Origin of the sequence: Clostridium felsineum DSM 794, assembly GCF_002006355.2 — a bacterium.
Taxonomy (GTDB): domain Bacteria; phylum Bacillota; class Clostridia; order Clostridiales; family Clostridiaceae; genus Clostridium_S; species Clostridium_S felsineum.
The window spans coordinates 4,186,874-4,210,528 of the sequence record NZ_CP096980.1; the positions used below are offsets into that span (position 1 = coordinate 4,186,874).

Consider the following 23,655-nt stretch of genomic DNA (forward strand, 5'->3'; position numbering starts at 1 on the left):
GGTGGACGTCCGTTTAAGCCTACTTTCAAAAAGATTTTGGTTAACTACTCCAGAATGTTCTTCAACTTAACCTCGCTACCGGTTCACAGCTTAAAGCCCGGCTCTCTGGGAACTCAATTAAATTTACTCTTTCCTTCACTGTAATTTTATAAAATTAATATTAAATGATGATTACATTATAAAACTAACTAAAAATAAAATCAATAGTTTTTTATTATTTTTTCATAAACAATTCTATTTCACTTTCAAATTTATTTATTATTTTATTAGTTTTTTCTTCATTGTTAGATTCAGCATAAATTTTACATGTAGGTTTACCTGAATCAGGTATAACAAGTCCCCAGGAATCTTCATAGTTTACTTTTATTCCCTCAATAAGCTCTATAGATTTTGATATATTCTCTTCTATCAAACTCCTCATTACTTTTCCTTTATTATCCCAAGAACATGCTATTTCTTTTTCTCTAAAAATATAGCTGGGTATTTTTTCTACTAATTCAGATATTTTTATACTGCATCTAACCATAATGTTAATTATATTTACCACTATGTTCAAGGCATCCATACTAGAAATATATGAAAATAGAATTTCCCTTATATTTTTATCCCTTTCATTAATAATATATTCATTAAAAATGCATCTTTCTGAGAGCTTTGATTTAACATATTTGCACTTATATCCTTTGGCAATCTCCTCCAATGCAATTGAAGAATTTACAGGTCCAACTATAGTCTTAAATTTATATACACTTATAAGTATTCTTGCCTTTATACTTTCATACATTTGAGAAGTTAAAATACTGCCATTTTCATCTATTAAAATAGCTTCCTCGCAATTATATCCTATATGCACTCCAAAATCCATTTTTCTAGAAACAACTTCTTTTTTTAACTTATCTAAATTATCAAAGTCTTCGTAGATATAATATTTTATTTTAAGATCAGAAAATATATCCTGAACAATACCCTTTAATAATTTATTAGACAGTGATATTATAACTTTTATATCACTATTCTTTACCTCCTTTAAGCCCAAGTTTTTCTTAATATGAGCATCATAATAGTATCTAAAATCCTCAAGTTCTTTTACACCTTTAAAATTATTAGGCTTTGTCCTTCTAAAGTCCTCTCTTATAAAGCTGTTTATTATTTTTTTTTCCATTGATTTTGATATCATTATTCCATCTTTATCTATGAATATTATATTTACTTTTTCCTTATCATATTCGCTGGAGCAAATATACACAGCAGCATCAGCCTTAAAGCAGGCTGTAGAAAATCTAAACATAGGAATAATCATTTCCTTGGCTGAAAACACCTCTATCCCCATTGATAAAAGTCCTGAAATAAATGAATACTTAAGCATTATAGAAGAAGCATTGCTATCCGAACATACTATAACTTTTGAATTTTGTTTTAAATTAGCTGCAAAAGCAGATGCTAATTTACAAACAAATTCCGGAGTAAATTCCACATTTATTTCACCGCTTATACCATTCTTACCAAAAAATATCTTACGTCTATTTTCTCCCCACACAACATTGGTTTTTACTATGCTCTTACTTCCAATAACCTTGTCCGTCCATATTTTAACTCCAGCTTTTATAACACTTCTTTCTCCGATCATACTTCCAGCGCCTATAACACATTCTTCAAAAGTCCATACTCCTCTTCCTAATTGAACATTGTTTCCAATTACGCTACCCCTAACCTCTGAATTATTTCCAATATAACAATTTTCAAATATTATGCTTCTTTTTATATTAGCACCCTCTGATATTATATTGTTTCTACTTATAATGGCAAATGGCCCTACCTCTGCCCCAAAACGGATTTCCGAATTATCACCAATATAAACCGGTGGAATTATTTTAGCGCCAGGACTTATTGTTACATCTTTTCCTAACCACACGTCATTTCGAGCTTCTGCAGCTTTTATCTGAAATTCATAGGTTTTATTAAATATATCAAAATTACACTTTACAAACTGCTCTATATTACCTATATCCCTCCAATATCCGTCCTCTATATATCCATAAATTTTCTGACCACTTTTTAGAAGATTAGGAAATACATCTTCACTAAAATCAGCTTCCCTCTCTTTATTATAAAAAGAAAAAATTTTCGGCTCCATTACATATATACCTGTATTAGCTTTATCACTGAATATCTCTCCCCAACCAGGCTTTTCTATAAAATTACTTATTCTTCCCTCCTCATCTGTTATTGCAACTCCATATTCAAGGGGTATATCAACTTTTTTTAAAGCAATAGTGACCATCGCATTTTTACTTTTATGACTTTCTAAAAGCTTTGTTAAATCTATATTGGTCAATGCATCTCCACTTATAACGATAAAGGTTTCATCAAGGAACTCCTCCGCATTTCTTACACTTCCAGCTGTCCCCAAAGGACTTTCCTCTATAAAATAATTTATGCTAACACCAAATTTTTTTCCGTCCTCAAAATAGTTCATTATTTCATCAGAAAGATATTGCAGTGTAATTCCGATTTCTTTTATTCCATGTTTTTTCAAAAGCTCTATAATATATAATAGTACAGGCTTTTCACCAATTGGCATCATAGGTTTGGGTAAATTACAAGTAAGTGGCCTAAGTCGTTTACCCTGACCTCCTGCCATGACAATGGCTTTCATTATAACATCCCCTCATTTTCACACATCTTACTTTTTTGAATATATCATCTACTGATTCTAGTTTTATTTAAATTAACAATTACTAAAGTAAAGAAAAGTTATTAACGTTTACATTTCTTTATTCATATACTAAACTGTACCCTTTTGTTAAACTTCCATATATAATCATTATATTTACTATATGCTTGCAAATTTCCAATTATTTAATTAAAATAAAAATAAGGATCAACCATAAATGGCTAATCCTTATTTTTAAAATTCATCCTTATTTAATTACATCATTTAAAATTTCATCGTATTCATTACTGTTATATATATATTGTTCTGCTGTACCATTTTCTAAATTGTCAACCAGCTCTAAATCTATAGGCATTTCACATATTAGTGGAAGTCCAAGATACTCAGACTGTTCTTTAGCAGATTTTTTACTAAATACACGCATTCTATCTCCACATTTATTACAAACTATGTATGACATATTTTCAACAACACCAAGCATATTTACCTTCATCTTTTGAGCCATTGTAACTACTTTTTTTACTATCATTGATACCATATCTTGAGGTGTTGATACTATTATCATTCCACTTAAAGGTATATTTTGCATTACAGTAAGCGCCACATCTCCTGTACCTGGAGGCATATCTATAATAAGATAATCTAAATCTCCCCATTCAGTATCAGTATACATTTGATTTAAAACATTATTTACTACTGGTCCTCTCCATATAACTGGCTGATCTTCACTTTCAATCATTAAATTAAGGGAAATAACCTTTATTCCATGTTCAGTTTCAACTGGAACAAACTTAACATCTTCGCTTCCTTTTTTTTGTACAATGAGACTTCTCTTATCATTTATACCTAATATTCTTGGCATAGATGGTCCTGTTATATCACCATCAAGAACACCAACTTTATATCCTTTTTTTCTCAACTTTACAGCAAGAATACCTGTAACAGTAGATTTTCCAACTCCACCTTTTCCACTTATAACACCTATTATATTTTTTATATTACCATACTTACATTCTATACTTGAACAGCTTTCCTTACTGCTGCAACTGCTCTTACTAGCACAACTATCACACTTACTCATATTGTTCCTCCTAATTTGGCTATGCTTTTTAATTCTCCCAAAGAAAATATCTAAGCCTAAAAATCTTTAGGCTTAGTTTCTTGTACGGATATGTTCCAATAACCATTATTATATTTTCCGATCATGTAGTACTTTTTTTGTTCCAGTGTCTTTTTATTGTTAAATGTAGCTATACACTTATAAATTTTTTGATCATAACCTTCAGTATTGAGATTTAAAGTAACATCTTTATTACTATCATCCTCAGTACTTTCTATAACAGAAACCCCTGAAGGAAGTTCTTTCTTGAAATCCTCTAAATCAGTAGATGAGATAAATTTCTCTGCCTCAACATCATTGTCAATTTCTATACCTATATTACTGTCTTTGCTATAAGTAATATATTTACTAATGGCATTTAAAGCCATTTTATAATAGACCTGATTAAAGTTTACAAGTGTTCTTGTTCCGTCTATTTCCCAGAAGTTTTTAATTATATCACTATCTATTCTATTTGAAACTATATAACTCTTATTTCCACTATAAAAGTTTCCTCCACCATATTTCTTGTCAACTCCAGCTACATAATTAAATACAGCATAAACTTTTTTATCATTTTTATATAACTGAAAAGTATAATCCGGTCTTAAAGTTGTCTTTTTAGGTACTGGCTTTGCAGTAGAAAGCATATCATATATTTCATTAATTACATTATTATCTGTAACAACAAATCTGAAACCATTATCTCTTGTGCTTTGTATGACTATTTTACTTATTTTTCCTTGTTTTATGTATTCAAAGTCTTGATTTTTAAAACCTAATTTAACCTGTGCTTTATTTATACTATTACTTATACTTTCACAACCAGTAAATGAAACTAAACTAAAAATCATAATTAAAAAAAAGCTAAAAAGCCTTCTATGCTTCAACTGAATACCCCCTAATTGAAGTTAGTATTGTATACTCCTCTTCTATAACCTGGACATAAAAAAAGAAGAAGTATTTGACTTCTCCTATTATAATACTTAAACTGACTTTTATCAATGAAATTTACACTCTTTTCATATTTTAATGTCTCTACTATTGCCTTAAAAACTGGCTGCATACTACTCTTATACTTATCTTGTTCTACATAAAAGGCAAACCTTACAAAGTTTTTACCACTTTTTATAAAATACTCATTAGCAACATAGCCTTTTTCGTACTTATCTTTTATAATATATTGAACAAAATATCCCTGCCCTACACTCATTGTAACGCTTTGTAATTTATAATTCTCAACTACATTTTGCTTAATGCTAGCATTCTTACTGTTATTTAGAAATGTTTTTAAATCTTGTTTAATATTCCATACCTCTACAAAACCATTTATTCCTGATGCTTTATCTGTAAAATTATTATGATACAATATCTCTCCACCACTAAATTTTTCTGTCTCAGTTTCCCACTTTTCAGGGAGCATATAACTTAAGCCGAGCTCATTTACTTTATATTCTTTTAATTGTCCTAAATTACTTTGTATATATGCTGTAGATCTTATTTTATCATTAAAATTATTCCCTATTCCAAATAACACAAGCATGAGCCCAACTACTACTATTATAGCCCCTAGTTTCCTACCATCTACTACTATAAACTTCATATTATCACCTACGAATTTAAAATATCGCTTTTTATATATTTTTTATCTTTTAGGTACAGCTATAATTGAGTTTTTGAAATCATAAAACATAAGCCAATATCCCAGTGAATCCTCTTCTTCTTCTCCATTTACAAGTGGAATCCATGAAACAAAGCCTGTTTTACCATCAAAAGGTTGCTCTCTTCTTCTACGTGTTCCTGGAACAGCATATACAATATACTTCATATCTCCTTTATGGTCATATTTGTATCCCATTAAATAGTGTCCATATTTTTGGATGTATGGATAATACATAAGCATTGGATAGTATATAACTGTATATCTATTGTAGCTTTGATAATCGAACATATTTTGCTGATATTCTGAGGAAATTTTATACCATCTACAATTTTTAACATCTGAAAAAGCTTCTCCTAAATCCTCAAGCCCATCAGTAAGTCCTCTAAAGAATTCCCCTACTTTACCACTAGGAAAATCTTCAAATTCCTCTTTATCGCCTTCATTTTCGCTTATTTGTTCTTCTAAGTTTTCTTCATTCTTTTCTTCTATATTTTTCTCATGAATATCATTTTCATTTCTTTGTTCCTCTATATTTTTTTCATTACTTTTATTTTCATTTTTTTGTTCTGTTATATTTTTTTCATTGCTTTCATTTTCATTTCTTTGATCTTCTATATTTTTTTCATTGCTTTCATTTTCATTTCTTTGATCTTCTATATTTTTTTCATCAACTTTTGTTTCTTCCTTCGAAACCTCTTCTTCGATATTTACAGCTTCTTTAACCTCAGGCTTCTCATCCGCATTTTTTTTAATATCTACTTTTTGTTCTTTATCTTTAGGTTTCTCTTCATTTTCATTTTTTTCTTTTTCTATTTTTTCTTCATATTTATCAAATATATTCCTCTTCAAATCTTGAGGATTATTAATTGATTTTCTTTCATTAGAATTAGTATTCTTTTCTTTATTCTCTTCCTTTTTATTTTTAGAACTTTCATTGTTCATTTGCACTAAAGGATATGTCTTCCAGGAATCAGATACATCTGAAGCATTAAAACCGCTCATTACCACAATAATATTATCTTCTATAAATTGAGAAATAGATGCACCTATTACTTTATCTATAGATATTTTACTACCAGCAACATCACTCTCTTCAAATTCTTTGCTTATTTCAGCCCTTCCATACTCATCTATGTTAATTTTACCTAGATTGATTATTTTTTTTGTGTCCTTTTTATTACACACCAAAAGCATGTTATATGGTTTAGATACCTTTTTTAAATTTTGAACATAAAAGGATATCTTACACTTACCATTTTTTATTTCAATTTTAGCATAACCTGTAGGAAGCTTATCAGAAGATAATCCATATCCCTTTTCATTTTCTTGAAGAATTATGAAACTTCTGCTATAATTCTTTTTCTGGCTCAAGTCAGTGTCCTCCCATAAAATTTATTTAATATAATATATGAGAGTTTTATTTAAAAAATGAATAATTACTTCAACATTTCATCTGCTAGTTTTGCAAATTCCTCTATTGAAAGCGTTTCTCCACGTCGTTTAGGATCAATTTCAGCCGCTTCAAATACTTTTTCTAATTTTTCTTTGGAAAGCTTAAAAGTTTTCATAGCATTCCATAATGTTTTTCTTCTCATATTAAAGGAACTTCTTATTACACTAAAAAACATTTTTTCGTCCTTAACCTTAACTCTAGGCTCATCAAGTTTATCTAATCTTATAACAAGAGAATCAACCTTTGGCTCAGGAATAAAACATGTTGGCTTAACTACTCTTATCACTTTAACATCACAATAATATTTAACAAGAAGCGTAAGAGCCCCATAATCCTTTTTACCAGGTTCTGCTGCAATTCTGTCTCCAACTTCTTTTTGAATCATTATTGTAAGAGATTTAAAATTATATCCTTTATTTAAAAGATTAGATATTATAGGTGTAGTTACATAGTATGGAAGATTTGCAACCAATTTAACGGATTTTTCATCACCTATTAATTCATTAAAATTAACCTTTAAAGCATCATTATGTATTAATGAAAAGTTATCATATTCCTTCATTTCATTGTTTATTATCGGTATTAAACTTTCATCAAGTTCTATAGCACAAACTCTTTTAGCAGCTTCTAAAAGCCTTCTTGTAAGAGTTCCTACTCCTGGTCCTATTTCAATAATAAAATCTTCTTTATCTATTTCTGCACCTTCAACTATATCCTCTAATACAGTATCATCAATTAAAAAGTTTTGACCTAACCTTTTAGAAAATTTAAAATTATATTTTTTTACTATTTGTTTTGTATTAAATTCATTCATTATCATATCTCCTATTAACAATATTAACAGCATTTATAAGTTCTTCTTTAGATATACCAAAATTATTTAACCTAGATAAAAATTGTGCTCCATTGGAATAACCTATTCCTAATTCATTACCAACTAAATCTCTTCTCTTTTTAGAATCTGGATCTCCTACTAGTTTAAAAAATATCATATCCTCAACTGTAAACTCATTAGTCTTTTTTTGAATTTCACATTTAGCATGCTTAAGTGCTCTTATTATTGATTCTGGTGATGCATTTTCTACTCCTATATCACCATCTTTTGTACCTTCACTTTGAGATATACGCGCATGCTTTATCCCTTTTACTCTTTTACTTATTATGCTCCTAATTTTCTCTCCCGCAAAATCAGGATCCGTAAAAACAATAACACCTTTACGTTTTTGTGCTTCTTTTATTTTACTTATAACTTTAGAATTTATACCAAAACCACCAACTGCAATTATTTCAGCTTCTACAGCTCTTTTAACTGCTGTTATATCATCTCTTCCTTCTACAACAATAACTTCTTTAATCATATATGTACAAGAATGCCTTAGAAAATATCTCTAAGTTCTTCTCTTTCTCCTTTCTAATTTAAAACCAATTATTATTTGAATTCTCAATAATTTATTCATACTTTAATTATTATACTATATTAATATATTTAGGCATACAAAAAAAATTAGGAGCCTAAGCTCCCTACTTAACTATATATACTGTAACGTTTTTTGCTCCCCAGTCATAGCACTCCTTTTCACTTGAAAAGAACAAGTCCAATCTATTGCCTTTTATAGCACCACCTGTGTCTTCTGCTATGCCATAACCATATCCAGGGACATACAATTTCGTGCCAAGCGGAATAACTGTCGGATCTACTGCAATAGAGCTATAACCATCAGAATTTCTTTTAACTCTCGTACCTGATGCCGTTATGCCAAAACCGAAATCATCAGTATATGCAGTAGCAAGCGCTGAAATGGACTTTTTATAAAGCACGCGTCCACCTCTATCTGGCTTTAAAACTCCTAGTGTTCCAACCTTAAATATCTGCTTTGTTGGTTCTTTTTTTACAATCTCTCTTACTACTTCTCTTGATACAGCTTTTCCATCCTCATAAACTACTTTTGTGAAAACTTCTTTTTGACCAGCTTGACCTTGCTGGATAACCTGTTTTTCATCATTTCCCATATTATCATCTGAGACAACCTCAGTAGGAAAATCCACCTGCTGATCTTCCTTAACAATTTGAGAATTAACCCTGGTTATTGAAATTTTCATATTACTTTTAATTTCTGAATTTCTTAGAACATTTAATTTGTCTATTTTACTAATTGCAATCTTCTCCGCTTTAAGCATTTTACTTACTGTTTTTTCCGAGGATTTAATCCTTCTTACTCTTCCATCTACTGCAACTTCAATGTTTACTGCTCGTTTTATATATATTTTGTCTCCATTTCTTAAGCTTGTGTCCAATGCTGGTTGAATCTTATCTTTTGGTCCTACCAGTATACTATTTTTACTCAAAATATTTTTTTCATTACTCCTATGGGTAACAATTTTTGATGTTCTTCCATCCACATTAACTGTGATTTCTTTCTTCATAGAACTAATTCCCATAACAGCTGCTATTGCTATTACTAACATAAGCAACATCAATTTGGCTAATACCTTAGGACCAGTTGAAAAGTAAGTTTTAACATCTGATTTGAAGTTGCTTTTGTTTAATTTAAACTTAAACTCAAACTTACTTTTCAGCATTTCTAACATAATAATACCTCCCCCCACAAGGCAAAAGTCTTTAACATTATAACAACAATTTTGGAATAATGTCAAATTTTAAGCCCATACAAACAAAAATCAGTAGTATGCTCTTTGAGCATATATTAAAAATAAGAATAATAGCGTTTAATTTCACTGATTTTTCATTTATGAGATTGATATTATATTATTAATATATGAAAAGTTATACTCTTTAGAAGTATAACTTTTTCATTCGCTTATAAGAATAAAAAACACCACTAGTATCATGTGGTATTTACTTTATTAATCAATTATGTATTTATTGTACACCAAAACTATATATTAAGCAAGTTTCTTACATTGCGAGCAGTCTGTTCTTTTACATTTATTGGCAAATCACTCTTTATCTCTGCTATTTTCTCTACTATATATTCAATATAATCTGACCTGTTTCTTTTTCCTCTATTTGGGGTTGGGGACATATATGGACAATCAGTTTCTACAAGCATTTTATCAAGTGGAACTTCCTTAACTACTTCTAAAACCTTCTTTGCATTTTTAAAAGTAACTACTCCTGTAAATCCAAGATAATATCCAAGTTTTAAGCACTCTCTAGCAAACTCTACACTTCCAGAAAAGCAGTGAATTTCTCCTTTAACTTCCGGAAACTTTTTAATTATTTCTAAAGTATCCTTGTGAGCATCCCTATCGTGAATTATTACTGGAAGCTTAAGCTTTTTAGCTAATTCCATCTGCTTTATAAACACTTCTTTTTGAACTTCTCTAGGCGGATTTTCCTCATAATAATAGTCAAGTCCTATTTCACCTATAGCTTTAACTTTGGACTTTTTTGCAAGTTCTTCTATTTCTTTTAAAGTATCTTCATTAAATTTATCAGCATATTCAGGATGTATTCCAACTGCAGCATAAAAGAAATCATATTTTTCTGCTAAATCACAAGACTTTAAACTTCCTTCCATAGAAGAACCACAATTTAGTACTCCTATTACTCCATTATTTTTAATTTCATTTATGACCTCATCTCTATCTTTATCAAATTCCTCATCATCATAATGTGCATGCGCATCAAATATCATTTAAAAATCTCCTTTCACAAAAATTATGAATATTAAATAACTATGTTCTAATAAAGTTCTTACATTGTAGCTTCTAAAATATCACTACTTAACAGGTTCGATTCTAGGATATTCTAAAAGTCAGAATATATTAAAAATTTCACAACTTATATACATAACTTTATAATATTTTGAAATACTATAAACTGTACAAATTATAATACTTTACTATTATATCACCAAGTATATTTATATTTAATAGATAACTAGTTATTATATATGTGAATATTTAATTCTATACTAAACATCATCATTTTTAGATAATTATGGGTGAAATTTGGTATTTATCTATAATAATACATTCTTCCTTTGTTTTTCTCTGTAATTCGTTATGTAATTATATTTCATAATAATTTACACAAAAACGCTGAATAATGCTAGCATTTAGTGATATACTATTAGGTGGATGAAGTAAAGTATTCATCTTATATTCAATTTACGGAGGTTTTTTTATGTTAGGAACAGTTAAATGGTTTAATTCTCAGAAAGGATATGGTTTCATAACTACCCAAGAAGGTAACGATGTATTCGTTCACTACTCAGGTATCAAAGATAATGGCTTTAAGACTTTAGAAGAAGGTCAAGAAGTTGAATTTGATTTAACTGAAGGTCAAAAGGGCGAGCAAGCAGTTAATGTTGTAAAACATTAAGCCTTTCACATAAATTAAATTATAAAAAAATAATCCTCATATGAGGATTATTTTTTATTTATCTAACAGTACTTCCAGTAGGAATATCTTCAGGTATATCTAATGTATATAATTTACTATCATCATCAGTAGAAACCGCAAGTATCATCCCTTCAGAAAGCTGCCCCATCAATTTTGCTGGTTTTAAATTTGCTACAAAAACAACTTTCTTTCCTATAAGATCTTCTGGTTTATAGAATTGAGAAATTCCAGACAATACCTGTCTTTCTTCTCCTCCTAATTCCACCTTAAGTTTTAAAAGTTTTTTAGATTTTTTTACTGGCTCACATTCTAAAACTTTAACAACTCTTAAATCTAATTTGTCAACATCATCAATGCTTATTTCTGGTTTCAAGGGCTGCATTTTTACGTTTTCCTTAAGTTGTTCTTCTTTTAATTTATTAAGCTCTTCTATTTTCTTTTCAACATCGATCCTAGGGAATATTACTTCTCCCTTTTGAACCTTTGTTCCTGCTCTAGTTCCATCAAAAGCAGAGAGGCTTTCCCATGTATCTAATTCTACATTAAGTTGTTTCTTTATTTTTTCTCCTGTTTCAGGTAAGAAAGGAGTTACAGCTGTAGCTACAAATCTTAGACTTTCAACTAGATTATATAGAACAGTTCCAAGTCTTTCTTTCTTATTTTCATCTTTAGCAAGAATCCATGGAGTTGTTTCATCTATATATTTATTTGCTCTTTTAATTACATTCCATATGTGATCAAGTGCTTCTGGTATTTTTAAATCTTTTATGTCTGCATCTAATACTTCTGGAAGCTTTATAGCTAAATCTATAAGTTCATTATCAATTTCTTCTTTATCCTTTGGAGCTTGAATTACACCATCAAAATACTTTTCAATCATTGCAACAGTTCTTGAAACTAGATTTCCGAGATCATTTGCAAGATCGGAATTTATTTTCTTTATAAATATTTCATTATTAAACAAACCATCAGAACCAAATGGTATTTCATGAAGAAGGTAATATCTAACAGGATCTGTTCCAAATTCATTTATTAAAACTACTGGATCTACAACGTTTCCCTTTGATTTTGACATCTTACCTCCATCAACTAAGAGCCATCCATGACCAAAAACTTGTTTTGGAAGTGGTAAACCTAAAGCCATTAACATAATTGGCCAATATATTGTATGAAATCTAATTATATCTTTTCCTACAAGATGTAAATCAGCTGGCCAAAATTTATTGTAAAGTTCATCATTATCGCTTCCATATCCCAAAGCTGTTATATAGTTTGAGAGTGCATCTATCCAAACATATATTACATGTTTTTCATCAAAAGTTATTGGAATTCCCCAATCAAAGGAAGATCTTGATATACATAAATCTTGAAGCCCTGGTTTTAAAAAGTTATTTAGCATTTCATTTTTTCTAGATTCAGGTTGAATAAAATCAGGATGTTCTTCTATATACTTTATAAGTCTATCAGCGTATTTTGACATTTTAAAGAAATATGCTTCCTCTTTTGTCTTTTCAACTGGTCTTCCACAATCAGGACATTTTCCATCAACAAGTTGAGTTTCTGTCCAAAAAGATTCGCAAGGTGTACAATACCATCCTTCATAAGCTGATTTGTATATATCACCATTATCATAGAATTTTTTTACTATCTCTTGAACAGCCTTAACATGCTCTTCGTCTGTAGTTCTTATAAATTTATCATAACTTATGTTCATCATCTTCCATAAGTCTTTTATTCCTGCAACAATTTCATCAACATAAGCTTTTGGAGTAATTCCTTTCTCCTCTGCTTTTCTTTGAATCTTTTGACCATGTTCATCTGTTCCTGTAAGCATAAAAGCATCATAACCTTGAAGCCTTTTAAATCTCACAAGCGCATCTGCTGCAACTGTTGTATATGTATTTCCTATATGAAGCTTAGCAGATGGGTAATAAATAGGTGTTGTAATATAAAACTTCTTCTTTTCTGGCATTTAATACACTCCTCTTTTAATTTGTATAAAAATAAAAGCCTCTAAATAAAGGATTAATCCCTTATTTAGAGGCGTGATTTCGCTTTACCACTCTAATTCACTTTCATCTCACAATGAAAATCTCACTAAGTGACTCTAACTTATAGTTATTTATCACCTTGCACTGTAACGTCTGCTCTACGTAATACCCTACTATAATTCAAGTATTAAGCTCAGGGTCCATGTTCATAAATCTAAGTAATGCTGAATCTCACCAAAATCAGCTCTCTTTAAAAACCTTAATTTACTACTCTTCCCATCAATGCTTTTGCTTATTATGTTAGTATATAACTTAAGAGTTGTCAAGCAAAAATTAAGTTATATTATTAGTATTCTATCCTATGTGGCTATTTTTAGTCATAAAGCCTTCATGTAACTTCTTTTGACTTTTTCCTATTATACTTCCAACTAACTTTCTTGGCATTATTTTAGAAAAAAATATTCCTACTCTATTAAAATATCCCGGAACAATTACTGCCTTCCCCTTCATAAACTTATTATAAGCAATATAGGCTACCTTCTCGGCTGTCATAGCCCCTTTAAGATCAAGTTTATGTGCTCCTTTAGAAAACTCAGTAATAGTAGCTCCTGGGCAAAGCACCGACACTTTGACATTAAAGTCTCTTAATTCTTCTCTTATAGCCTCACTAAATGACAAAACATATGCCTTTGTAGCATAATAAACTGCAATGAATGGTCCAGGCATATAAGAACCTGTAGATGCTACATTTAAAATCCCGCCATTTTTCCTGTGTGCCATTTCACTAGAAAACAGTCTAGTTAAAATAGTAAGATTTTTTATATTTAATTCGAGCATGTTTATTATTTTATCTATATTTGATTCAAAAAAGAATCCAGTATCCCCCACTCCTGCGTTATTTATCAATATATCAACAATAATGCCTTTTTCTTTAATTTTACAAAAAAGCTCTTTACCGGAGTTTATACATGAAAGATCCTTTTCTATTACTGTAACTTTAGAAGAAGAAAATTTTTCAATATCCTTGGATAATTCATCAAGTTTTTTCTTACTTCTAGCCGTAATTACAACATCATATCCATTTTTAGCGAATATCTTTGTAAGTTCACGTCCTATTCCCGTAGATGCTCCTGTTATAAGTACTGTCATAGGATAATCTCCTTATAATAAATTTATTATTTCCGCATTATATATATTATACCACTAAGATATAACACAAAATATATATCGAATTAGCCTATAAGTTATTTTTTTTGATATAATAATTAATAATACAAATTTTATCTATAACTTGGGAGGGGAGCTTACGGTGTCAGATTTAAATAACGAAAAAAATGAGTCTACATCATCAAGAACTGAAACTGATGCTTTTAGAGCAACTAAAGAATTTAAAGAAAAATTTCATGATAAAGATTCCTTTTTTTACGAACCTTGGCAATTTGCTGATTATGAAGTTTGTGCAGATACGCTAAAAACCACATATGATGAAATAAATATATGGAGTAAGGAAGAAGCCATAATACGCCCAGGTTGGAAAGTAGATGGAAATAAGGTTCATGTTCCAAATATTTTTTCAAAGATAAGTGGAGTTTATGATGATATTTTAAAATATCGTGACGAAGTTAATTCACTAGTAACAGAGGAAAATGTACTATTTTTCAAAAAGTTTCCTATGTTTCATGTTTTTCCACATAAAAATATATCAAAAATTTACTCATCCCTTTTAAATGGTGATGGAAAAATAGATAGACAGCGTTTATTAGGTTCAGAATATTGGAAATATGGTAATTTAAAATCAGGTATTCAAGAAAATATAGCTGAAAGAATTATCGAATTTTGTGAACTCCCTGAATTTTGGAAATTAAAATGTTTTTCTATAAATATAAAATTTTCCTTATTGGATAAATTTAACAATCTTATAACATATAAAAATGATAAAACCGCTAAAGAAAAATTGATGATGAAAATGTCATTGCTAAATATTATGCTTAATCTTGATAAACGACTTCTTAATTTACTTCAAAGTTTTGACTATCCTTTAACTGTTCCTAAAATAGTTCTCTATAATAGTGGGAAAAGTGGTGAATTTTCCTTTTGTGATGCTGCACAATTAATGTTTATGAACTCTATGGGAGTAGATATTATAATATTTAATCCAGCAGGTACAAATGATATTGAAAATTTTATAAATGAATCTTATTTTGATTTACATAGACTTCAGTTTATAAAAGAAAACCTTAAATACAAGAAAAATAACTTTTTTGTACGCCTTATAAGAAAAATAAAAATGCATTTTAAAAAATCTTAATAAAAGGAGATGGATTTTCATGAGATTTAATTTTGATGGTGAAAATAAATCAGTAATAAATACTTCTAACGAAATTAACTCTATTCCTGAAAATACAGATAAAGAAATTGAAGACAAAATCAAAAGAATAAATGAGGAATTAAAAAACTCGCCTGAAGTTATTGAAATTTCTAAAAGTCTTAATGTTTCAGATATGAATTCAATAATGAATTTTGGCAGTGCTCCTGCAGAAGAAATTTCCCAGTTTTCAGATAAAATTCTAAAAACTATGAAATTAGAAAGTGTAGAAAACTCAAGTGCACTTTTAAAAGAGCTCACTACCGTTATGAATAAATTTGATAAAGAGGAATTAGAGGAAAAACCTCAAGGCTTTTTATCTAAAATATTTAACTCTGGAAAAAAAACAATTCAAGGAATTTTAAGTAAATATCAAACCTTTGGAAGTGAAATTGATAGAATTTATTCCAGTATAAGTTCTTATAAATCAGAAATCCAAAAAACAAATAAAATGCTCGAAGAAATGTTTGCAGAGAACTTTAATTACTATGTAGAATTAGAAAAATATTCTGCTGCTTGCGAATTGACAATAACGGAAATAGAATCTGAAGATCTTCCCTATTGGAGAAATAAGTCACAAAATGGTTCCAATGAAGATTTACTTAAGCTTCAAGAAGTTGAATACTCCCTTGAAATGTTAAAACAAAGACGTTATGATCTTGAAATGGCAAAAATGGTATCACTTCAAACTGCACCACAAATTAGAACAATACAAAAGGGTAACTATAAACTAATTGGTAAAATTCATTCTGCCTTTATTATAACTATTCCTATATTTAAAAATGGATTAATTCAAGCTGTAACACTTAAAAGACAAAAGTTAGTGGCAAAATCCATGGAAGCTTTAGACAATGCTACAAACGAACTTCTTATAAAAAATGCAAACAACATAAAAAACCAAAGCGTTGATATAGCTAAAATAACAGGCTCCCCATCAATAAAAATAGAAACTCTTGAAGAAACCTGGAAAATAATAATGGATGGAATAAATGAAACAGAAAAAATAGAGGAAGAAAATAAAAGACTACGTGAAGAAGGTCTTACTAAACTAGGACAGTTAAAGATTGAATATATGAAAAAAATAAAATAATCCTGTGCATGTTAATCCTTGTTAACATGCACAGAATTATATTCTTAAATTACTATCTTAAATATAGTATCTTCTTTAGAAACATCTCCATCAATACTTTTTTCTATGCCCTTAACCATACTCATATTTGAAACTACAACACATGCTACAAGTTCTTCCTTTTCTAAAATTTTTTCATCGATTTTCAGTATATCATCACCAATTTTTACACTATCTCCTTCTTTTACTACTGGATGAAAGTGTTTAATATTATCCTGAAAATTTTCTGTATTTATATGCAGTAATATGTCTACACCCTCAATAGTTTCTATACCTATACCATGCTTATTTTGTAGTATAAGTTTAACTGTACCATTAACAGGTGATACAATTTCACCTGTTTTAATCTTTACAGCTACACCATCTCCTACAAGCTTTTTTGCAAATACCTCATCACTAACCTCTGAAATATCAATTACCTTTCCATCCATCGGTGACTTCACTACAATATTATTCTCACAACTCAATTTTACTCCTCCTTAAAATACCATAGAAAAAAATTCAAATTACAAAATTATGCTTTTACTTAAATATCCTCCTTACCTTTACTTATTAAAATTGGACAAAATATTTTGCACCTAGTATATTATCGACCATCATATTCTTTTTTGCTGTAATTTATATACTTTTTCCCTATAACATAACAATTTATTTTATAAGAAAGCATTATCTAAGCTCCTCATGCCTAGCTTTCACTCGTTTTAAATCCTTCCAAAATAATGCTTTCTTATTTTCATCTCTAAATAAAGCTGCAGGATGAAAGGTTGCCATCATATAAATTCCTTTTACTTTAAGCCATTTTCCTCTATCTCTAGTAATTCTCATATTGTGATCTTTCCACGCCTTATTTTCTTCTTCTACAAAATTTTCAGATAAAATTTTTTTTAAGGCTGGCTCCATTATAAATTTCATTGCAGTAGCCCCTAAACATACAAGTATTTTGGGTTTTATAAGTGCAAATTGATTTCTAAGATATGGCATACAAAACTCTGCCTCATCCTCATAAGGTGTTCTATTTTTTTCAGGTCTACATTTACATACATTTGCTATATAATAATCTCTTTCTCTTGATATGTTAAGCGCTGTTAATCCCTTAGTTAGAAGACTACCTGCCCTACCTACAAATGGTCTACCAAGCCTATCCTCATCTGCTCCTGGTGCTTCTCCTACAAACATCAATTTTGCTTCAGGATTTCCTTCACCAAAAACCATATTAATTCTATTTTCACCAAGTCTACATTTATGGCAATCTATACATTCACTATATAATTCTTTCCATTGAAGCATTTTTTATCACCTCAATTTTAGTATACCATATAAAAAATCCAAACAAAAAATATACTTTATTTTTACATATATAAACATTTCTCGGAAAATAACCTAAAAAAATTATATATCTCAACCAATTGTATAAATGGTATAATTGATTTATAAGGTTTACATTGGGGGTATTTTTTATGAGAAAGAATTTTATAAAAAGCATATTACTTATGCTAATTGCAATTTTTGTTTTATCTGGATGCTCTAGAAGTAAAGGATATTTAGACAAAGGAAACACTGCATTAAAAAATAAGCAGTATACTAAAGCTATTAATTTTTACTCTTCTGCTATAAATTCTGATAAAACTAATAAAGAAGCTATGGTACAAAAAGCATATGTCTTTATTGCGCTTAGTAGATATGATGAAGCTATTGCTGCTTCTGAAACTGCAATAAAAGTTGATAAAAATTTCGGAAAAGCTTACGCCTATATTGGTCTTGCACTATCAAAGGAAAATAATTATATTGAGGCATTAAAATATTTAGATAAGAGTATAGAATTAAAATTCAAAACTGCCGAAACCTTAAATGAAAGAGGTTTTGATTTAATACAAATAGGTAGAAGTGATCTTGCAGTTGAGCCTTTAACAGAAGCTATTAAAATGAATTCAAAATACTATGAAGCCTATTTAAATAAAGCATCAGCTTTAATTAATACGAAAAATTTCACAGATGCTAATACTTCTCTAGATGAGGCTCTGAAACTCAGTACAAATAAAATTGATTTTTATAATAAAAAAGGGTTACTTTATAAAAAAGCTTCCTTGTATGATGATTCTATAGCAGCATTTGATAAGGCTATTTCCTTGGATCCTAAAAATTCCGTATTATACTACAATAAGGGTATTACTTTAAGTAATAAGGGTTCTTATGAAGAAGCTATTACTGTATTTGATAAAGCTATTTCCTTGGATTCAAAATTTTCAAATGCATATGATGCAAAGGGTCTTGCTCTTCGATCACTAAACAGAGATAATGATGCCTTAAAAGAATTTGATAATTCCATAAAGCATGACAATTATAATGCGTCTGCTTATAACGATAAAGCCTGCACACTTTCAGATATGGGGAAATTAGATGAAGCTTTAAAAAATATTAATAACGCAATTAAACTTAATCCTCTTTCAAAAGATTTCTATACAAATAAAGCCTATATTCTAAAGAAAATGGGAAAAACAAAGGAATCTAACGATGCTCTTAAAAAAGCACAACAATTAACTTAATTCATCTATATTTGAAAAACTTATAAAATAAAAAAGCTAACCTTATTGTACTGCTTATAAATACAATAAAGTTAGCTTCTTTGTGCTATAAATCTCATTTATAAAGTTATTGAAACCTCGTTTCCATTTTTGTCCTTAACCTCTACAATTCTCAATCCTTTATACTCTTTTATTAAATCAATGCATTTATATAGTTCTTTAAAATCAATCATTTCAACATACTTTCTATTTTCTTTTGATATCTTTTCAATAATAAATGGCTTACTTAAAAAATTCATAGAAAATCTTATTAGAAAATTTGGCACAGGAATTATAAATCTTATGTTATTATTTTTAACATATACTCTCAAAAGATCACTTCCTACTCTATTACAACCTCAACTATATCACCATTAGCACTTTTTACATCAATTATTTTACCGACAAGTCCTTCATCAATTGCTTCTGAGATTACATTTAAATCTATATTCTCCATTCCTGGAGTTGAATCTTTTATAGGCAATTTTCCTAAAGTATTAAGAAGTGTTTTTATAAGTTTTATAGGCAATTTTATATCAACATTATCGCCGGATGCTGAATTAACCTTTATCTTAAGCATTTTATCCATTATATTGTCATTTTCTAATACCTTAATACTGTTATTGTTTTGTTCTTTACCAATAGCTTCAATTAATTCCTGAGCTTTATCCGCATTTATTTTTCCTTCTTCAACCATTTTTAATATTCTTGATACTTCTTCATTCATTTTAATTCCTCCATTTTAATTCAACATTTTAATTGCTTCATCGGGAGTTATCTCTCCCTTTTCTAGCATGTCTATAATTTTCTTTTTATCAACGTTTGCAGAATTTTCAGACTCAACACTATAGCCAAGTGACTTTATGACTTCATCAAGCTTTGTTCTAACTGTTGGATAAGATATATTTAATTCCTTTTCAACCTCCTTTATACTGCCTCTACATTTAAGAAAAATTTCTATAAACATAAGCTGTTCATTGGTTAAATATTCAAATTTTGACATTTTAAAATTATTTTCTATAGTTGTTTCACATCTACTGCATTTCAACTTAGTAATAAAAAGTTTTTGTCCGCATACAGGACACCTACTAATAACCTTATACGACAAATTTATCACCTCATTCATATAACTATTATGTATCTTGTAATTCATAATACTCTTTAATTTTATTAATGTCAATATTAATTTTATTCATTTATATATCATTATAATTTAATTTTATTAACTTCAATATTGATTTATTCTCTTTTACTATATTTTTGTAACACTTTACATAAAATTTTAATATAATATTTATGTATATATTTCATGGAGGTTCACAATGCAATATTATAATTGTCCGTTTAATTATATAAACGACTACAATGACTACGATAACTATGGCTATGATGACTTATACAGAACAGAATCCATGCCGAGTCAAATTACTAATATATATTCTTATCCTCAAAACTTACAAGCAGCGCTTGGATTGATACAAGATTCAGTTGCCGGTGAACGGGAAGATGAGCTATTTTATAATTATTTGCTAAATACTGCACCAAGTTCAGAAGCTAAACGTATAATTTCTGGAATACGTGATGATGAAAAAAAGCATAATGTCTTACTTAGAAGCATGTATACCCAACTTACGGGGAAAACACTACCTGCTTCACAAAATGAACAATTTAAAAAACCTTCCTCCTATTTAGATGGCATAAAAAACTCTATCATTGGAGAAACAGATGCAGTTAAACGCTATAGACGTATACTTTTTGCACTTCAAAATAGAACTAATATAAATATGCTTACAGAAATAATTTCTGATGAACTTAGGCATGCATCACTCTATAATATGTTATTTAGTATGGGTAAAACACGATAACTTAAAGGGGCTGATTAATAAATATCAGTCCCTTTGCTATTCTTAAAAACTTCATTTGATGTTCATATAAATGTATAATAAAATATTATTAAGTGCTAAATCAATTAACTTTTGCACCTATACCATTCATTTTGGAGGAATAATAATGAGCAAGGCTGATGAAAAATATTTAGATATAGTAGAAAATATTTTAAATAATGGTTATTACGATAATAATAGAACTGGAATTGAAACATATAAACTGCCTCACCAGATTATGCAATTTGATTTATCAAAAGAATTTCCAATACTCACAACAAAATTTGTCGCTTTTAAAACTGCTGTAAAAGAACTTTTATGGATATATAAAGATCAATCGAACGATGTAAGAAAACTTCAAGCTCAGAATGTCAAGATATGGGATGAATGGATGCTTGAAGATGGCACCATTGGGAAAGCTTATGGATATCAAGTAGCAAAATTCAAACAAATTGACAACTTAATTAACACTCTAAAAACTGATCCTCAAAGTAGACGTATGATAATATCCTTATGGAACATAGCTGATTTAAAAGATATGTCTCTTACTCCCTGCTGTTATGAAACCTTATGGGATGTAGAAAATGATAGATTAAATTGCATGCTAGTACAACGAAGTGGTGATATACCCTTAGGTGTTCCTTTTAATATGTGCCAATATGCTGTTTTAGTGCATCTTATAGCAAAAGTTACAGGCTTTAAACCAGGACTATTCACTCATGTAATAAATAACGCTCATATATACAAAAATCAAATTGAAGGAATGAAACTTCAGTTAAAAAGAAGAAAACAAGCTTACGAAGCACCAACGCTTTGGATAAATCCTGAAATTAAAAACTTTTATGATTTTACACCTAATGACATTAAATTAATAGACTACAAACATCATGAAAAAATAAAAATGGAGGTAGCTGTGTAATGCTTAGTATTATAGCTGCATTAAATGATAATTATGTAATAGGAAATGATAATAAGCTTTTATGGCATATATCTGAGGATTTAAAAAGATTCAAAAAAATAACTAATGGTAAAACAATAATAATGGGTAGAAAAACTTTTAACTCTCTACCTGGCATACTTCCTGGCAGAAAACACATTGTATTAACAAAAAACACTGGATATATTAATAAAAATGTATCTGTTGTTAATGATCTGAGTGAAATAATTAAACTTAAGGATACAGAAGAAGAAAACTTTGTAATTGGTGGAGGCGAAATATATAAAGCTCTTATACCATACTCAAGTATTCTATATTTAACCCGTGTTCATTCTAATCAAAATGGAGATACTTATTTCCCTAAATTTAACTATGAAGATTATTCTGTAATAGAAAATGAAAAACATGAAACATATGATTTTATTACACTGAAAAGGAGATAAAATATGAATATTCGTAATCAAATTATAAATTTACCTAAAGTTGAGCTTCACTGTCACCTTGATGGCAGTTTAAGACCAGAAACTGTTTTTGACTTATGTTTAAAAGAGAATATAGAAATTCCATATAAAAATATTGATGATATAAAGAAAGTACTAGAAATTTCTGATACCTGTAATTCACTAAAAGAGTACTTAGAAAAATTTTCCTTGCCGGTTAATGTGATGCAAAAAAAAGAGAACATATATAGAGTTACTTTAGAACTTCTTGAGGATGCAAAAAAAGATGGCATTGAACATATAGAAATAAGATTTGCACCTTTTCAACATATGAATAAGGGTTTGAGTGAAAATGATGTAGTTGAAGCTGCTTTAGAGGCATTAAAAGATGGTAATGAAAAATTCAATATACATTCTGGCTTAATTTTATGCTCACTTAGGCATGAACCTGTGGAAAGTTCCATAAATCTAGTAAAGCTGGGTTTAGAATACCAAAATCAAGGTGTTTGTGCAGTTGATTTAGCTGGAAATGAGAGTGATTTTCCTCCAGAAATCCATAAAAAAGCTTTTGATTTAGCCTATAATAAAAACCTTAAAATAACAATTCACGCCGGTGAAACAGGAATAGCTGAAAATATATTAAAATCTATACGTCTTCTTCATGCAAATAGAATTGGTCATGGAATTTTTGCATATAAGGATAAGAAAACTTTAGAATATCTTATAGAAAATGAGATTCCACTTGAAATGTGTCCTAAAAGTAATTTAGACACAAAAGCTATAAGCGATTACTCTAAACATCCATTTAAAGATTACTTTAATGCTGGAGTTAAAGTAACTTTAAATAGTGATAATAGAACTGTTTCAAATGTATCACTTGTAGATGAATATTTAAATTTAATAAATATATTAGGTTTTAATATGGACGAAATAAAAGTTGTAATAAAAAATGGAATAGAAGCAGCCTTTATATCAAATGAATTAAAAGAGCATGTGAAGAAAAGTCTGTAAATAAAAATAATAAGGCTTTCTATGGTAAAATAAAATCATAGGAGGCCTTTTATTATGGCAAGAAAAAAAGATATTTATAA

Annotated in this window: 24 protein-coding genes and 2 other annotated features (1 of these 26 running past the window's edge); of the genes, 8 read left to right on the forward strand and 16 right to left on the reverse strand. The window is 29.0% G+C overall.

All coding sequences use genetic code 11. The features are described 5' to 3' along the window. Positions 1–148, reverse strand: a binding site (T-box leader) (it extends 103 nt beyond the left edge of the window). A 66-nt stretch (positions 149–214) separates the two neighbouring features. The 9 genes from CLFE_RS19520 to CLFE_RS19560 form a co-directional block, all read right to left on the reverse strand. Then, positions 215–2,656, reverse strand: a complete 2,442-nt coding sequence (locus CLFE_RS19520; RefSeq protein WP_077895348.1) for a sugar phosphate nucleotidyltransferase — start codon at positions 2,654–2,656, stop codon at positions 215–217. 265 nt (positions 2,657–2,921) lie between these two features. Next, a complete protein-coding gene (locus tag CLFE_RS19525; protein ID WP_077895349.1) occupies positions 2,922–3,755 on the reverse strand; it encodes an Mrp/NBP35 family ATP-binding protein in 834 nt (277 codons plus the stop codon). Positions 3,756–3,811: 56 nt separating this feature from the next. Beyond that, positions 3,812–4,663, reverse strand: a complete 852-nt coding sequence (locus CLFE_RS19530; protein WP_077852373.1) for a YhfM domain-containing protein — start codon at positions 4,661–4,663, stop codon at positions 3,812–3,814. An 11-nt stretch (positions 4,664–4,674) separates the two neighbouring features. Continuing rightward, positions 4,675–5,376: a hypothetical protein gene (locus CLFE_RS19535; RefSeq protein ID WP_242951725.1), complete on the reverse strand. Its 702-nt coding sequence runs from the start codon at positions 5,374–5,376 to the stop codon at positions 4,675–4,677. 42 nt (positions 5,377–5,418) lie between these two features. After that, complete coding sequence (locus tag CLFE_RS19540) at positions 5,419–6,807, reverse strand: hypothetical protein (RefSeq protein ID WP_077895350.1); 1,389 nt, start codon at positions 6,805–6,807, stop codon at positions 5,419–5,421. 65 nt (positions 6,808–6,872) lie between these two features. Beyond that, the gene (gene rsmA / locus CLFE_RS19545; RefSeq protein ID WP_077836107.1) at positions 6,873–7,703 is read right to left on the reverse strand and encodes a 16S rRNA (adenine(1518)-N(6)/adenine(1519)-N(6))-dimethyltransferase RsmA; all 831 of its coding nucleotides are present in this window, start codon (positions 7,701–7,703) and stop codon (positions 6,873–6,875) included. Next, positions 7,696–8,247, reverse strand: a complete 552-nt coding sequence (gene rnmV / locus CLFE_RS19550; protein WP_077836106.1) for a ribonuclease M5 — start codon at positions 8,245–8,247, stop codon at positions 7,696–7,698. Before rnmV ends, rsmA begins: the two co-directional genes overlap by 8 nt. A 163-nt stretch (positions 8,248–8,410) precedes the next feature. Further along, positions 8,411–9,478, reverse strand: a complete 1,068-nt coding sequence (locus CLFE_RS19555) for a resuscitation-promoting factor (protein ID WP_242950946.1) — start codon at positions 9,476–9,478, stop codon at positions 8,411–8,413. 308 nt (positions 9,479–9,786) lie between these two features. Further along, positions 9,787–10,548 carry a TatD family hydrolase gene (locus CLFE_RS19560; protein ID WP_077895351.1) on the reverse strand — a complete coding sequence of 254 codons (762 nt, stop codon included), beginning with the start codon at positions 10,546–10,548 and terminating at the stop codon, positions 9,787–9,789. Positions 10,549–11,039: 491 nt separating this feature from the next. Between CLFE_RS19560 and CLFE_RS19565 the strand changes: the two genes are divergently transcribed. After that, complete coding sequence (locus CLFE_RS19565) at positions 11,040–11,237, forward strand: cold-shock protein (protein ID WP_010966272.1); 198 nt, start codon at positions 11,040–11,042, stop codon at positions 11,235–11,237. A gap of 58 nt (positions 11,238–11,295) precedes the next feature. Here CLFE_RS19565 and metG read toward each other — a convergent pair whose 3' ends face one another. Both metG and CLFE_RS19575 read right to left on the reverse strand, forming a co-directional pair. Then, positions 11,296–13,230 (reverse strand): methionine--tRNA ligase, encoded by a 1,935-nt coding sequence (gene metG / locus CLFE_RS19570; protein ID WP_077895352.1) that lies wholly within the window; start codon positions 13,228–13,230, stop codon positions 11,296–11,298. A gap of 64 nt (positions 13,231–13,294) precedes the next feature. Further along, positions 13,295–13,541: a binding site (T-box leader), on the reverse strand. 62 nt (positions 13,542–13,603) lie between these two features. After that, positions 13,604–14,398: an SDR family NAD(P)-dependent oxidoreductase gene (locus CLFE_RS19575; protein ID WP_077895353.1), complete on the reverse strand. Its 795-nt coding sequence runs from the start codon at positions 14,396–14,398 to the stop codon at positions 13,604–13,606. A gap of 160 nt (positions 14,399–14,558) precedes the next feature. Here CLFE_RS19575 and CLFE_RS19580 point away from each other — a divergent pair, with 160 nt between their 5' ends. Then, positions 14,559–15,557 carry a YceG family protein gene (locus CLFE_RS19580; protein ID WP_077850765.1) on the forward strand — a complete coding sequence of 333 codons (999 nt, stop codon included), beginning with the start codon at positions 14,559–14,561 and terminating at the stop codon, positions 15,555–15,557. A gap of 19 nt (positions 15,558–15,576) precedes the next feature. Beyond that, the gene (locus CLFE_RS19585) at positions 15,577–16,704 is read left to right on the forward strand and encodes a toxic anion resistance protein (RefSeq protein ID WP_077895354.1); all 1,128 of its coding nucleotides are present in this window, start codon (positions 15,577–15,579) and stop codon (positions 16,702–16,704) included. A 44-nt stretch (positions 16,705–16,748) separates the two neighbouring features. Here the strand turns inward: CLFE_RS19585 and CLFE_RS19590 are convergent, their stop codons facing one another. Beyond that, positions 16,749–17,210, reverse strand: coding sequence for a PTS sugar transporter subunit IIA (locus CLFE_RS19590; protein WP_077895355.1), 462 nt, complete (start codon positions 17,208–17,210; stop codon positions 16,749–16,751). Positions 17,211–17,409: 199 nt separating this feature from the next. Continuing rightward, positions 17,410–18,030 (reverse strand): uracil-DNA glycosylase, encoded by a 621-nt coding sequence (locus CLFE_RS19595; RefSeq protein WP_077895356.1) that lies wholly within the window; start codon positions 18,028–18,030, stop codon positions 17,410–17,412. A gap of 170 nt (positions 18,031–18,200) precedes the next feature. Here CLFE_RS19595 and CLFE_RS19600 point away from each other — a divergent pair, with 170 nt between their 5' ends. Continuing rightward, positions 18,201–19,286: a tetratricopeptide repeat protein gene (locus CLFE_RS19600; protein WP_077895357.1), complete on the forward strand. Its 1,086-nt coding sequence runs from the start codon at positions 18,201–18,203 to the stop codon at positions 19,284–19,286. A 98-nt stretch (positions 19,287–19,384) separates the two neighbouring features. Here the strand turns inward: CLFE_RS19600 and CLFE_RS19605 are convergent, their stop codons facing one another. From CLFE_RS19605 to CLFE_RS19615, 3 genes are read right to left on the reverse strand one after another with little or no spacing between them, the layout of a single operon-like run. Beyond that, positions 19,385–19,636, reverse strand: a complete 252-nt coding sequence (locus tag CLFE_RS19605; protein ID WP_077895358.1) for a hypothetical protein — start codon at positions 19,634–19,636, stop codon at positions 19,385–19,387. Positions 19,637–19,647: 11 nt separating this feature from the next. Continuing rightward, the gene (locus CLFE_RS19610) at positions 19,648–20,031 is read right to left on the reverse strand and encodes an SHOCT-like domain-containing protein (protein ID WP_077895359.1); all 384 of its coding nucleotides are present in this window, start codon (positions 20,029–20,031) and stop codon (positions 19,648–19,650) included. A 15-nt stretch (positions 20,032–20,046) separates the two neighbouring features. Then, complete coding sequence (locus CLFE_RS19615) at positions 20,047–20,412, reverse strand: DUF2089 domain-containing protein (RefSeq protein WP_077895360.1); 366 nt, start codon at positions 20,410–20,412, stop codon at positions 20,047–20,049. 214 nt (positions 20,413–20,626) lie between these two features. Here CLFE_RS19615 and CLFE_RS19620 point away from each other — a divergent pair, with 214 nt between their 5' ends. From CLFE_RS19620 to add, 4 genes are all read left to right on the forward strand, one after another. Then, positions 20,627–21,169, forward strand: coding sequence for a ferritin-like domain-containing protein (locus tag CLFE_RS19620; RefSeq protein ID WP_077835233.1), 543 nt, complete (start codon positions 20,627–20,629; stop codon positions 21,167–21,169). A 145-nt stretch (positions 21,170–21,314) separates the two neighbouring features. Further along, positions 21,315–22,106 (forward strand): thymidylate synthase, encoded by a 792-nt coding sequence (locus CLFE_RS19625; RefSeq protein ID WP_077895361.1) that lies wholly within the window; start codon positions 21,315–21,317, stop codon positions 22,104–22,106. Continuing rightward, a complete protein-coding gene (locus tag CLFE_RS19630) occupies positions 22,106–22,567 on the forward strand; it encodes a dihydrofolate reductase (protein ID WP_077895362.1) in 462 nt (153 codons plus the stop codon). Before CLFE_RS19625 ends, CLFE_RS19630 begins: the two co-directional genes overlap by 1 nt. Before the next feature lie 3 nt (positions 22,568–22,570). Continuing rightward, a complete protein-coding gene (gene add, locus CLFE_RS19635; protein ID WP_077895363.1) occupies positions 22,571–23,575 on the forward strand; it encodes an adenosine deaminase in 1,005 nt (334 codons plus the stop codon). Positions 23,576–23,655 lie beyond the last annotated feature (80 nt).

What these genes read in the sequence shown, in the direction of transcription:
- CLFE_RS19525 (WP_077895349.1), bottom strand. Translation starts at nt 3,755, where the DNA reads ATGAGTAAGTGTGATAGTTGTGCTAGTAAGAGCAGTTGCAGCAGTAAG.
- CLFE_RS19600 (WP_077895357.1), top strand. Translation starts at nt 18,201, where the DNA reads ATGAGAAAGAATTTTATAAAAAGCATATTACTTATGCTAATTGCAATT.
- rsmA (WP_077836107.1), bottom strand. Translation starts at nt 7,703, where the DNA reads ATGAATGAATTTAATACAAAACAAATAGTAAAAAAATATAATTTTAAA.
- CLFE_RS19555 (WP_242950946.1), bottom strand. Translation starts at nt 9,478, where the DNA reads ATGTTAGAAATGCTGAAAAGTAAGTTTGAGTTTAAGTTTAAATTAAAC.
- CLFE_RS19610 (WP_077895359.1), bottom strand. Translation starts at nt 20,031, where the DNA reads ATGAATGAAGAAGTATCAAGAATATTAAAAATGGTTGAAGAAGGAAAA.
- CLFE_RS19625 (WP_077895361.1), top strand. Translation starts at nt 21,315, where the DNA reads ATGAGCAAGGCTGATGAAAAATATTTAGATATAGTAGAAAATATTTTA.
- rnmV (WP_077836106.1), bottom strand. Translation starts at nt 8,247, where the DNA reads ATGATTAAAGAAGTTATTGTTGTAGAAGGAAGAGATGATATAACAGCA.
- CLFE_RS19560 (WP_077895351.1), bottom strand. Translation starts at nt 10,548, where the DNA reads ATGATATTTGATGCGCATGCACATTATGATGATGAGGAATTTGATAAA.
- CLFE_RS19595 (WP_077895356.1), bottom strand. Translation starts at nt 18,030, where the DNA reads ATGCTTCAATGGAAAGAATTATATAGTGAATGTATAGATTGCCATAAA.
- CLFE_RS19620 (WP_077835233.1), top strand. Translation starts at nt 20,627, where the DNA reads ATGCAATATTATAATTGTCCGTTTAATTATATAAACGACTACAATGAC.
- CLFE_RS19575 (WP_077895353.1), bottom strand. Translation starts at nt 14,398, where the DNA reads ATGACAGTACTTATAACAGGAGCATCTACGGGAATAGGACGTGAACTT.
- CLFE_RS19565 (WP_010966272.1), top strand. Translation starts at nt 11,040, where the DNA reads ATGTTAGGAACAGTTAAATGGTTTAATTCTCAGAAAGGATATGGTTTC.
- CLFE_RS19535 (WP_242951725.1), bottom strand. Translation starts at nt 5,376, where the DNA reads ATGAAGTTTATAGTAGTAGATGGTAGGAAACTAGGGGCTATAATAGTA.
- CLFE_RS19520 (WP_077895348.1), bottom strand. Translation starts at nt 2,656, where the DNA reads ATGAAAGCCATTGTCATGGCAGGAGGTCAGGGTAAACGACTTAGGCCA.
- CLFE_RS19630 (WP_077895362.1), top strand. Translation starts at nt 22,106, where the DNA reads ATGCTTAGTATTATAGCTGCATTAAATGATAATTATGTAATAGGAAAT.
- CLFE_RS19585 (WP_077895354.1), top strand. Translation starts at nt 15,577, where the DNA reads ATGAGATTTAATTTTGATGGTGAAAATAAATCAGTAATAAATACTTCT.
- add (WP_077895363.1), top strand. Translation starts at nt 22,571, where the DNA reads ATGAATATTCGTAATCAAATTATAAATTTACCTAAAGTTGAGCTTCAC.
- metG (WP_077895352.1), bottom strand. Translation starts at nt 13,230, where the DNA reads ATGCCAGAAAAGAAGAAGTTTTATATTACAACACCTATTTATTACCCA.